Annotated in this window: 14 protein-coding genes; all 14 read left to right on the top strand. The window is 50.0% G+C overall.

Going from position 1 to position 10824, the window contains the following annotated elements; all coding sequences use genetic code 11:
- Positions 1–16 precede the first annotated feature (16 nt).
- The gene (locus tag K245_RS28645; protein ID WP_408605774.1) at positions 17–157 is read left to right on the top strand and encodes a DUF6848 family protein; all 141 of its coding nucleotides are present in this window, start codon (positions 17–19) and stop codon (positions 155–157) included.
- Positions 158–340: 183 nt separating this feature from the next.
- Positions 341–2968: a phage tail tape measure protein gene (locus K245_RS27095; protein ID WP_051284574.1), complete on the top strand. Its 2628-nt coding sequence runs from the start codon at positions 341–343 to the stop codon at positions 2966–2968.
- Complete coding sequence (locus tag K245_RS26060) at positions 2958–3503, top strand: hypothetical protein (protein ID WP_051284572.1); 546 nt, start codon at positions 2958–2960, stop codon at positions 3501–3503. Before K245_RS27095 ends, K245_RS26060 begins: the two co-directional genes overlap by 11 nt.
- A gap of 148 nt (positions 3504–3651) precedes the next feature.
- The gene (locus K245_RS0122230; protein ID WP_027360896.1) at positions 3652–4461 is read left to right on the top strand and encodes a hypothetical protein; all 810 of its coding nucleotides are present in this window, start codon (positions 3652–3654) and stop codon (positions 4459–4461) included.
- Positions 4448–5038, top strand: a complete 591-nt coding sequence (locus K245_RS26055) for a hypothetical protein (RefSeq protein WP_035278109.1) — start codon at positions 4448–4450, stop codon at positions 5036–5038. The genes K245_RS0122230 and K245_RS26055 overlap by 14 nt, the downstream gene beginning before the upstream one ends.
- 25 nt (positions 5039–5063) lie before the next feature.
- The gene (locus K245_RS0122220) at positions 5064–5681 is read left to right on the top strand and encodes a hypothetical protein (RefSeq protein ID WP_027360895.1); all 618 of its coding nucleotides are present in this window, start codon (positions 5064–5066) and stop codon (positions 5679–5681) included.
- A 28-nt stretch (positions 5682–5709) separates the two neighbouring features.
- Entirely contained in the window at positions 5710–6027 is a 318-nt protein-coding gene (locus tag K245_RS26050) for a PAAR domain-containing protein (RefSeq protein ID WP_051284570.1), read from the top strand.
- Positions 6027–6449 (top strand): hypothetical protein, encoded by a 423-nt coding sequence (locus K245_RS0122210; protein WP_027360894.1) that lies wholly within the window; start codon positions 6027–6029, stop codon positions 6447–6449. Before K245_RS26050 ends, K245_RS0122210 begins: the two co-directional genes overlap by 1 nt.
- Positions 6436–7572 (top strand): baseplate J/gp47 family protein, encoded by a 1137-nt coding sequence (locus K245_RS0122205; protein WP_027360893.1) that lies wholly within the window; start codon positions 6436–6438, stop codon positions 7570–7572. The genes K245_RS0122210 and K245_RS0122205 overlap by 14 nt, the downstream gene beginning before the upstream one ends.
- Positions 7572–8243: a phage tail protein gene (locus K245_RS26045; RefSeq protein ID WP_051284568.1), complete on the top strand. Its 672-nt coding sequence runs from the start codon at positions 7572–7574 to the stop codon at positions 8241–8243. The genes K245_RS0122205 and K245_RS26045 overlap by 1 nt, the downstream gene beginning before the upstream one ends.
- 8 nt (positions 8244–8251) lie before the next feature.
- On the top strand, positions 8252–8782 hold the full coding sequence (locus K245_RS26040; protein ID WP_051284567.1) for a phage tail protein: 531 nt from the start codon (positions 8252–8254) through the stop codon (positions 8780–8782).
- A 24-nt stretch (positions 8783–8806) separates the two neighbouring features.
- The gene (locus tag K245_RS0122190) at positions 8807–9136 is read left to right on the top strand and encodes a hypothetical protein (RefSeq protein ID WP_027360892.1); all 330 of its coding nucleotides are present in this window, start codon (positions 8807–8809) and stop codon (positions 9134–9136) included.
- A 10-nt stretch (positions 9137–9146) separates the two neighbouring features.
- On the top strand, positions 9147–10391 hold the full coding sequence (locus tag K245_RS0122185; protein WP_027360891.1) for a Kelch repeat-containing protein: 1245 nt from the start codon (positions 9147–9149) through the stop codon (positions 10389–10391).
- Between the two features lie 11 nt (positions 10392–10402).
- A partial coding sequence (locus K245_RS28215; RefSeq protein ID WP_035278096.1) for a hypothetical protein occupies positions 10403–10824 on the top strand: 422 nt, incomplete at its 3' end.

Below are 10824 nucleotides of genomic sequence, written 5' to 3'. Positions count from 1 at the left end.
ATCTCCGGCAAAGGCCCTGGAAGGGCTTTGTCTGGATGCTGTTCATCCTGAAGACAAGGCCCGGATTCAGGAAGACTTCAAGATTTATCCTGGTCTTGCTTCCGCTTTCGGAAACGAGTTGCTCAAGGCTGTGGGATTTGGCGACCTGGGAAACTGATCGCAAAAGCAAGGGAAGAAATCGGATCAAGCGCCATTGAGCAGTATGGCCTGCTGATCCGGTTCTTTCTGAGGGAGAGTCCGGCAGATGACATGGAAGATTTTGCAAGACAGTCTGCCGGAGCGATCTGGATCGAGGAACGAATGTTGACGGGGATATCACGGATATTCGGGGGCAAATAAAATGGACGGAATATATTCGGTACAGGCCGTTATGAGTCTTGTGGACAACATCACAGGCCCGCTCAGGAAAGTGAAAAACGAGCTGGGCGAAACTGGGCAGGCTGCGTTGGGCTTGTCCGGAAGGATGGCAAAGCTCGCGGAAAAGATGCTGCCTGTCGCGGTTGCAGCAGGAGCTGTGCTTGCCGCTTTTACGCCCTGCGTGTCTGCGGCCGCAGATCTGGAATCAGCCATATCAGGGGTCGGAGCCATAACAAATGCCAGCGCTTCAGAGATGGCTGCTTTGAAACAGGCTGCCCTTGATCTTGGCGCTTCAACCGTATTTTCGGCAGGCGAAGTCGCTGCCGCAGAAAAGGCCCTGGGTATGGCCGGTTTTACGGTTAAAGAGAATATTGCGGCACTGCCTGGGGTTCTTGATCTTGCGGCCGCGTCCCAGATGGATCTCGGAAGGACGGCAGGAATTGCGTCAAACGTTCTGAGGGCTTTTCATCTTGAGGCAAGCAGATCTGGGGAAGTTGCAGACATCCTGACCAGCACATTCACCTCGTCAAACACGACCCTTGAAAGTCTGTCATCCACCATGGCAAACGCGGCTCCCGTGGCTGCGGCCGCCGGAGCATCAATCGCGGATGTGGCGGCAATGGCGGGCAAGCTTGGTAATATTGGCATTGACGCAAGTGTCGCAGGCACAGGAATCAAGATCATGTTCCAGCGATTACAGGCTCCTGCTGGTCAGGCTGCCGCTACCCTTCAGAAGCTCGGCATTAAAACCAAAGACGCGGCAGGCAATATGCTGCCCATTTACGATATTTTAAGCAGTCTTGAAGCAAAGACCAAGGCCATGGGAACCGGAGACAGAGCAGGAGTGCTCCAAAAGATTTTTGGTGAAGAAGCCATAAGCAGCGTAACTGGGCTGTTGTCTGAGGGCGTAGGCAAGATTAAGGCATACGCGCAAACCTTGGCTCAGCCCGGCAAAGCTGCTGCTGTCGCAAAAAAGAATCTGGATAATTTCAATGGTGCTGTGGAAATGCTGTCCGGAGCATGGGACGGATTAAAGATCACCATCGGAGACATATTTCTGCCGGTTTTAAGGATTCTGGTCGAGTGGCTTGGAAAGGTTGTGGATGTTCTTAATTCGCTCGCGTCCTCATCTGTTGGCAAAACCCTGATTTTTATGGCAGGAGTCGCGGCCACCGCCGGGGCCGCTTTCGTGTCGTTTCACGCTGTAAGCGCGCTTCTTGCCGCTGCTTTGCCGTGGATAACCTCAGCCCTCACAGCCATGAAGGCGACTCTATTGGGTTTGTCATGGCCTGTATTAATCCTGATTGCCGTCGTGGCAGCCCTTACCCTGGCATGGAACAACAATTTCGGAGGCATGGCTGACAAGCTTTCCGGGTGGTGGACAAAGGTGTCGCTCGTTTTTCGTGGTGTTCAGGCTGTTTTTGCTTCTCTCAAAAACGGCACTGGAGAAATACGCGGCCAGCTTGCTGCGGATATTCAGGCAAACGGCCTTGTTGGAGTCGTGACCACTGTAGGCAAGGTTATATACAGGGTAAAGGAAGCCTTTAGCGGGTTTGTGAATGAATTTCAGGTAGTCGCAGGCGGTCTTGCCGCCAATCTTTTACCAATATGGAATGAAATAATGGCAGCGCTTGAGCCCGTAATTTTGCTTGTCAAAGAGGTCGCATCATCAATAACCGGAAGCATGGAAGGCTCCAAGATTTCAGGCTGGCGCGTGTTTGGAGAAGTTGTGGCCGATGTCGTTGGGTTTGGCTTGTGGCTCCTTGTCGAGGTTCTGAAAGTCCTCATCGTGCCCTTAAAAATAGCATGTCAGGCTGTGGGCGCTCTGGCCGATCTTTTCAGATGGCTTGGCAAGGCAATCGGTGAATCCGTTGGTTGGGCCTACGTGAAGATTGCTGAAATGCCGGGCAGAATAGGCAGAGAAATGGATATGATTGTAGGGATTTTCAAGGCCCTTCCAGGCAAAGCTCTTAATGCCCTTTCCCAGTTTGCTCCTGTCCAATGGATAAAGTCAGCTATCGAGACCGGCGATGACCTTATGTTCTCTGGCAAAATTCTTCTGGCGACATTCATCGCCGGAGCCTGGCTAGGTCTGACATCCTCTTTTGAAACAATAAAAACGACTATCCAGAATTTTTTCAGCGACCTGAATCTTTTTGAGTCTGGGGCCAAACTCCTTGGTACTTTCACCGAAGGCATAAGATCGGCTCTTTCAGTTCCTGCACAGCTTGTGGAATCGGGCCTTCAGAAAATTAGAAACCTGCTTCCGTTTTCAGATGCCAAGGAAGGGCCATTATCGACCCTGACACTTTCAGGGGCAAGGATGATGGAAACCCTCGGCACAGGTGTCAGGCAGGCAGCTCCTGATCTTCAGGCAACTGTCGCTTCGTCCCTGGCCCTTAAAATGCCAGAGCCTGGCAGCGGAGTTCCAGCTCCTGCCTTGCCTGAAATCGTCCTTGGCGATAGCGCCAAAAACGTAAAAAGCACGAACGAAGCAGGGAAAAGCAGAAAAATAGAAGTGCATATCAGGTCGCTTGTATTGCCTGAAGTAAAGGACTCTGACGGATTTGTCACTGCCCTGAAAGGAATGGTGGAAGCTCATGGCTGGTAGAATGCTGACCTATGAAGACGGGATTGTGATGCTGAACGGAGAAATTTTGCCTGGTATTCTGAAACATCAGTCCGCCAGGGGATCTGTCCGGTTTGATGAAACAAAACAGGACGGAGGCGGATCCGGCAAGGTCAAGGTGGCCATGGGCTGGGAAGACGCTGATGTGTCGCTTACGCTGGAGCTTCTGACCGATGACCAGAGCACCTGCTACGACAAGCTTTCAAAAATCAACTCCATATTCAAGGGCCACGACTCCGGAGGCAGGCCCGGAGTTTACTCCGTGAACAATCCCATGCTTACGGCAATGGGAATCAGGCAGGTAATTTTCTGTGGCCTGGACTCCATGGAGTCAGACCAGGACGACGTGATTGACTGTCAGTTATCCTTTGTCGAGGAAGGAATAGATATCCAGACAGTGGAGAATAGAGCCTCAAGCGGAGACAAGGCATCAACCAATCTGACGAAAACAAAAACGCCAGGCGGAACAAAGCCTAACCCAGAGCCTGATAATCGAATCAATGTGGACGTGATGTGATGGGTGGCTTCTTAAAAAGTCCATCTGCTGTGTTGCGCTTCATCCTCAGTCATTGCGGAGTAAGAAGTGCTACGCCTCATTCCTTCGGACTCGCGCGCCTTGCAGCTGGAGCTTTTTTCTTTGCCACCGAATTTGGAGAAGGTCAATCATGAGGATTTCCGTTCTGCATCAACAGATTGACATCGGGGGCCTTAGCTTTAACAGGGCGCAGAAGCTCCGAATCATATCAAGGAGGCATTCTCCTTTGACCATGATGGAAATAGCTCTGCCTGATCCGGACAGATATCTGTTCCGGACTGTGAAGGCGAAAGATCAGGTTCAGATCGGGCTGGGCTACAGGGATCAGGAGCCGGGAATCTGGAAAGGCTCTGTTTCGTCCATAAAGCCTGACCCGGCAAAGGATCAGATACTCATCACGGTATGCGGAGAAGAGTTGCCTCTGACAGCCACCAGTGTTGTTCATGCATTCGAGAACGAGCCAGCCGAGGCCATAGTAAAATGGCTGGTGAATAAAGCAGGGCTGACCACCGGGCGCATCGATGCTCCGGGAGTGACCATCCCAAGGTTTTCGGCAAATAATATTCCGGTGTGGCAGGCGGTGAGGCAATGCCGCGTAACATGCCATCGAGCTTCAAACAAGGATATGAGTCGCTGGGCTATCTGGATGGATGGAGAGGGAAAGATTAACTGGGGTGATTTTGACGAAGAGACAGACTCGATTCCGGTGATTGCTACTGGGGCCGGGCTTATCAGCCATCATCCTGTGGAAAACGACTCCGGACTGAGTGTGGTCGAGAGCTTTTTATTGCCGTATTTGAGACATTCCCAGCTTTTCAGACTGGAAGACACAACAAGGCATAAAAGCGGGGATTACAGGATTCTGTCTGTAGTCCACGACATTCAGGAAACAAAGGCCAGAAGCTTTATTTCTTACGGAGCTGAATATGAACCCTGCTGAAGCTAAAGATATGCTCAAGAAGGCTATGGAAATATGCATGCCTGATTTCAGGGCATTTTACAGGCTGACCAAAAAAGCCAGGGTCGTAAAGGCTTATGAGTCTGACGGAAAATACTGGGCCGATGTCCAGCCGCTCAGAAATGACGAATCCGTGGATGAAAACGAACCTGTGGTTTCAAGGGTTGAAATCCCTGTGATCTGGGCAGGGCCTAATCGCGGTGTGATCTGCCCGCCAACAGAGGGCAGTTATTGTGATCTTTCTTATTATGACGGGGATCCGAACTATCCAAGAATTTCAAATTTCAGATGGCACGGAAACAAAGCGCCTGGCTGTGAGCTTGGAGCTTTCATAATTCAGTCCGGCCCAGGCTGTCACATCAAGATAGACGCCGAAAAGAACATCATTCAGGTCACGCCTTCGGACATAAATATGGAAGCAGGCGGGGGGATGAAGATTGAGGTTACAGGCGACGTAATCATAAACGCTGGCGGCTCAGTGGCTGTGACAAGCACCGGAAACGCGAGTGTTAAGGCCGCCGAAGTCAGCATCACAGGCGCTAAAATCAGACTAAATTGACCAGGCTGAACTAAAGGAAAACATAATGGCTTTTTGTCCGTTTTTGTCACTGAAAATTCAATCGATTAAGACCCAGCTCGTTGACCAGGTCGGGAAGGTTTACACAAGGACTCCATCAGGTCAGTACCTTGACTATGAAAGCAATTCCCTGGAGACCAACGAACCTGTCGCAATAGCGTCTGTTCTGGCCATGGAATCGTCAGTAATCAGCCTCAGAGATTCAGCAGGCAATATTTATACGCCTGATTCAGAGACAGGCAAATACGTGGATTCGGAAGAAAAGACAGCCTTTGAGAACGAATCTGACCTGTCAATGGCTGTTACCGATGGTTCTGAATATGGCTTTTTCAGATGTCCTGAAGACGGGTCATGCAAGCTTTGGGATGTGGTCAACAGCAGATGCGGAATGATGGGGTCTGACGCCTTGCTTAAGATGGCGGGACAATCATCAGGAAGCAAGCCTCCCAAGGCAGCGATCCTGGTCAATGAATATATGGGAGCAGAGGATCTGGACGGGAATGGTCTGATCTATGGAATGACTTTTTATATCAAGGCTGATTCAAGGCCGCCTATGTTGGCCAGCTTGCCTGAAAAGGGATCTGCCCTGACATGGGATGAATATCTTCAGACCCTTGCTCATTAACCCATAAAGGTTTTGCGGAGGCCAGAGAATGCCAGGAATAGCCTTAACAAATGATCTTGTAATCGGAATTTGCAGCCACGGCCTCAGATGCTGTCCCCACGCTGTAGTGGGATACCACGGCTCAGGATCTCCTGACGTTTCAGGCAATGGCAAGGGAGTGCAGAGATACGGTGATTTCGGCGCGCACACTTGCCCTCATTGCGGAGTGTTCTTGGTGATCGGAGGATCTCCTGATGTTTCAGCAAACGGCAGGGGCGTGGCAAGAGTTGGCGACCCTGTGACCCATTTCTGCGGATCCGGCATCTGCGTTACTGGATCCGCAAATATTACGGCTAATGGTGAGTAATGGGAAATATTTACGGATTAGACATGATGCTTGATGAATCACTTCAAGCTGTTGTGGCCGCAAACGGAGAGACGGCCATAACCGAAGGAGCCAGGGCAGCAGTCCAGGACATAAGGCTGAGGCTGGCAACTCCTCTGGGTTCGCTGTTTTACGACAAGGAATTCGGATCTGAAATTTATCTTTATGCCAAGGACGAAAACACGGTCACAAACAGAATGGCCCTGGTTAATGAAGTTGTTTACAGGATCGGACTCGATCCGAGGGTTGTGCCTATGTCTGCCCAGGCCATGGTTTCAGGATGGGATCACACAGGCATTGTTATTCAGGCGGAAGCCAGGCTGATAGACCAGAATCATAAATTCAACCTGGTAATGGAAATCGGCGCAAACATGGAAATGGTGATCAAGGATGTTACTGGTTAGCAAAACACTCGAAAGCATCAGAGTCAGCCTGTTTGAGCGCATCGAGGCGGTTCAGGCTGATGGCAATCTGCCCCAGCCACTCAATCTCAACAGAGGGCCTGTCCGTGGCTTGATAGAGCTTTGGGCCTGGGGTCTTTATCAGCTTTATCAGTTCCTTGATTTTGTGCTTAAGCAGGCGTTTCCGTTAACAGCCACAGGTTTATGGCTTGATTTGCATTGCGGTCAGGTTGAAGTCTCGCGCAAGAAGGCCACAAAAGCCAGGGGCAGTGTTGTTTTCTATCGTTCCGGCTCTGCCGGCAATGTTCCCATAACTGCTGGCAGCGTTATCAGGACTCCGCCAGACGGACTCGGCAATATCTATCGGTTTGTTACTCTGGCTGACGTGGTTTTACAGGATGGAGAAATTGAAACACTTGTCGCTGTCGAATCAGAATCCTATGGCTGCGCGGCCAATGTAACAGCAGGCCAGATAAGGGAAATGGCCTCGGTTATTCCTGGAATTGACGGAGTGATTAACCGGGCCGGGTGGCTTACGTCCGAGGCCATAGACGAAGAAGATGATGACAGTCTTAGGCTCAGGTATCAGCTTGCCTGGTCTGCGATCAACGGCTGTACCAAATACGCTTATGAATCTTGGGCAAGGTCTGTGGCCGGAGTGACCGGAGTAAGAATCATGGATAATCATCCAAGGGGCCAGGGCACGGTTGATGTGGTGATCAGGGGTGCGGCAGGGTTGCCGACGTCTGATTTGGTAGCTGCTTTGAATGCTGTCGTTACTGAAAAAAAGCCGATCAATGATGATGTAATGGTCAAAGGGCCTTTGTCGGTAAATGTCTTGATTGCCGGAGAGCTTGAGCTGACAGGAGGTAATCCTGCGGATATTAGGCTTGCTGTTGAAAACAGAATCAGGGCGCTGTTTTCAGGAACTGTTGTCAGCGGAGTTGCACCGCTTGAAATAGGTCAGGATTTGACAAGGGATTTATTGACCTTTCTGGTTCTCGGCACTGGTTCAAATATCAAAAAGGTAAACTGGGCATCTCCGGTGTCTGACATCGGAATCCCAGATGACGGACTCGGAGTGCTTGAATCACTGGATTTAACCTGGAAATGGGCTGAAGCCTGATGAGTATATTCTGGGATTATTTCAAAAATGGTTTGAAATATGCGCTGATCTGGCGTCCTGGGCCTCTTGCCACTGTTGTCCAAGGGGCTGCTGATGTTCTGGATTCAGCAAGGGCGTCTGTGCTCTGGGTTCGTGATCAGTTTCTGCCTGACAGGTGCGAGGAAGAGAATTTTGACGGGTTCGCGGCATCGAGGGGGATTGTTCGCGCCGCTTATGAAACAGATGATCAGTATTACAGCCGGGTAAGGCTGGCCTGGCACTGGTACGTTCTTGGCGGCAGGGAAAGCGGTGTCAGGCGCATAGTCGCGGACGCTTGCGGCATAGACACCGTGGAGATCATCAATCTCAGGGATATTGATCCGGCACGCTGGGCAGAATTCCGGGTGAGGATTAACAATATTCAGGGCGACATGCTCACCAAACTGCCCACAATGACCTGGGCCATCAATGAGGTGAAACCGGCGCGGTCGAAGCTGGCTGGTTTTGAGCTGGTTCTTTATCTTGAGACTGCTCCTTTGTGGATTGGGTGCGGAGGGCCAGTGGCTGGAGCTGTTACGACGGTTTATCCACTGATTGCCACGGAAATTACACTTGAGCCTGTGGTTTTGATGTCTTCCGCAGCAATACATACAGGCTCTGACACCATCGTATATCCGAAGGAATCTACTTAGGAGGTTTAATGCAAAAATATTTTTCGATCATGACGAGCATAGGCTTGGCCAGGTATGCGCAGGCGCTGGTCGACGGTGTTGGTCTTGAAATAACCCATATGGCTGTAGGAGACGGGAATGGGCTGTTTGTCGAACCATGGGAGGGGATGGCAGGTCTGGTTCATGAGGTTTGTCGTGGTGAGGTTAACAGGGTTGCTCTGTCAGAGGAAAATCCAAACTGGATTACCATTGAGGGGAAGATTCCTGTGGATGTTGGCGGATGGTGGATAAGGGAAGTTGGTCTCTTTGATTCTGCCGGAGATCTTGTGGCCGTTTCCAATTATCCGCCCACGGAAAAACCTGTCCTTGCTGATGGAGCTGGCCAGGATCTTTATATCAGGCTGCCGCTCGCAGTTGAGAATACCTCAGCTATCACATTGACCATAGAACCTTCTGTTGTCATGGCTTCCAGGCAATATGTGGACAGCATCACAGAGGTGCTTGCCGAAAATGTGAAAGCCGGGCTTCGAAGAGCCTTTTTCTACACAAACACAATGTAGTCCTTAAGTCTTAAAGGAGGATTTATGGCTGACCAATACGGACGGGTTGCGGCATTAAGACCCTCATCAACAGTAGAAGTGCAACTCTATGTCTGCCCGGCTGGCAGATTTTTTCAAGGCAGGGTGTCTGTCTGCAACCAGGCCGGGGAATCGGTTGAATACAGCATAGCAAGGTGCGCGGCTGGTCATGGGGACAATCCGGCACTCTCGGCTGACTGGCGATGTTTCAATGTTCCGGTCGACCCTGGCCCTCCACACGAGATTACTGTGAATATGGGAGCCGGGGAAACAATACGAGTGAAAACCGACCAGGCTGACAGCATCAGCTTCATTCTTGAAGGTTTGCTAATATAAGGAGGAATAAATGGGTTCATCATTCCCTGCTCAATCCGGCATTCCAGGAGTCAGGCTGGTTGCCAAATCAAAAATAGACAATGTGAATTATTTTGAAAACCTGAACTTATTGGGTGAGGACTGGGGAAGCGCTTTTGTTTCTCCCATGAATACTCTTTTTGGTACAGGCAACAGCACGTTCAGCAAGTATCCTGCATGGGTAACTGAATCAGGGGGAATGAGTGGCCCTGCGGTAGCTGCGAATGGCAAGCTTTATACGCCCGGTTCTACAACCCAAAGGCCTGATGTTTATGACGAAGCAACAAATGCATGGAGTGACGCGGGGCTCGCCTATCCTGATATTAATCATTTGTTGTATTGCCCTGAAACCGGCAGCTTTGATTATGAGGGGAATTGCTATTATTACAGCAATAGAGTGAATATTGGTGATCCTCCGAATGCCGCATTTGATTTCAGGAAATATAGCCCGGCAGGTAACGCCTGGACAGCTTTAGCGTCACTGCCCACGACGCCTACTAATCTTAAGTGCGTCGGCTACGCATTCATGGGGACAAATAGCGGCTATGCATATTTTATGCAGGTTTTTAAAAACGCTAATGCGTCATATGTGCCGTCAAATTTTCCTACAATATACAGATACCATTTTGCTTCAAACGTATGGTCTGATCTGGCTGTTGTTCCTCCCATGATAGGTAGTGGCGTGGGATCAAGCAGCGGCTACAATATGATCGTGCTCAGACCAAACTCTATGTCCTGTAAATATTCCAGCAGTAAATTCCTGGTCAATTTCAAGATAACAAAAATAGATGGTTTTGCCAGAGGGGCATTCCATAATAATATTTTCTTATTCGATACAGCTACAAATCAGTTTACGCGATTCTGCAATTTTGCGCCTTTTATTCAGTCTTCAGGAATTACCAGTGATAGCGCCTATACTCAGTTTGGCGATAACCGGATATTTTACCAGGATGGAGTTTTGTATATGTGGTCTCCGCTCTTGAGAGGGTTGATGGCTCATGTAGAGGCTACGGGCCGTCAATATCATATCCCGATAGCGGCATCTGCTCTTCTCGATCCTATGTTGGTTTTCAGTAATGGCAAAATTTATATATGGGGAGGTAATCTGGGAGCGTCTGCGGTAATGACAAGTTCTACTATTTATAATTCGTCAGGCTTGATTATCGATCTTGTGAAGCTTTCCGCATTCCTGAAATCATCAAAAACAATCGGCATCAAAATGCCTGTGTTCGCCTAAGGAGGGATCAGATGAGTGACATTACTTATGAAATTCTGCCAGGAAACAAGGTGAGGGTGTTCGGGCTGGGCCATGACATTATATATCCGGCAGATGCACAGGGGCAGCCTTTTTTATCATCTGCGGACGCTGAAGCCTACGCTGTTCAGCAGATAACGAGGATCAATCAGGAAAAGGCAGGTATACAGTATCTGTATGTCCACGTTGCGTTTTCTGGCGGAGACGGTCGCAATGATCCGATCGGAGTGGCCAACGATGGCGTCGAAGGACTGAATGTCGTCTGCACCGCAAGGCAGAGTGCGGATCCTGGATCTCCTGTCGTTGAATCCCTGCCAGACAGGACATGGAGGCTTCTTCTGAGAACTTCAGCCGGAAGCGCAGAATATGAAACCATATCAGCGTCAATGGTAAAGGGCATCATGGCCTTCACCTA

Origin of the sequence: Desulforegula conservatrix Mb1Pa (assembly GCF_000426225.1) — a bacterium.
GTDB lineage: Bacteria > Desulfobacterota > Desulfobacteria > Desulfobacterales > Desulforegulaceae > Desulforegula > Desulforegula conservatrix.
Note: the sequence above shows the minus strand (reverse complement) of the source record. Positions and strands in the feature narration are given on the sequence as shown.

Coding starts and splice junctions, on each gene's coding strand:
- K245_RS27095 (WP_051284574.1), top strand. CDS start 341: ATGGACGGAATATATTCGGTACAGGCCGTTATGAGTCTTGTGGACAAC.
- K245_RS26060 (WP_051284572.1), top strand. CDS start 2,958: ATGGCTGGTAGAATGCTGACCTATGAAGACGGGATTGTGATGCTGAAC.
- K245_RS0122230 (WP_027360896.1), top strand. CDS start 3,652: ATGAGGATTTCCGTTCTGCATCAACAGATTGACATCGGGGGCCTTAGC.
- K245_RS26055 (WP_035278109.1), top strand. CDS start 4,448: ATGAACCCTGCTGAAGCTAAAGATATGCTCAAGAAGGCTATGGAAATA.
- K245_RS0122220 (WP_027360895.1), top strand. CDS start 5,064: ATGGCTTTTTGTCCGTTTTTGTCACTGAAAATTCAATCGATTAAGACC.
- K245_RS26050 (WP_051284570.1), top strand. CDS start 5,710: ATGCCAGGAATAGCCTTAACAAATGATCTTGTAATCGGAATTTGCAGC.
- K245_RS0122210 (WP_027360894.1), top strand. CDS start 6,027: ATGGGAAATATTTACGGATTAGACATGATGCTTGATGAATCACTTCAA.
- K245_RS0122205 (WP_027360893.1), top strand. CDS start 6,436: ATGTTACTGGTTAGCAAAACACTCGAAAGCATCAGAGTCAGCCTGTTT.
- K245_RS26045 (WP_051284568.1), top strand. CDS start 7,572: ATGAGTATATTCTGGGATTATTTCAAAAATGGTTTGAAATATGCGCTG.
- K245_RS26040 (WP_051284567.1), top strand. CDS start 8,252: ATGCAAAAATATTTTTCGATCATGACGAGCATAGGCTTGGCCAGGTAT.
- K245_RS0122190 (WP_027360892.1), top strand. CDS start 8,807: ATGGCTGACCAATACGGACGGGTTGCGGCATTAAGACCCTCATCAACA.
- K245_RS0122185 (WP_027360891.1), top strand. CDS start 9,147: ATGGGTTCATCATTCCCTGCTCAATCCGGCATTCCAGGAGTCAGGCTG.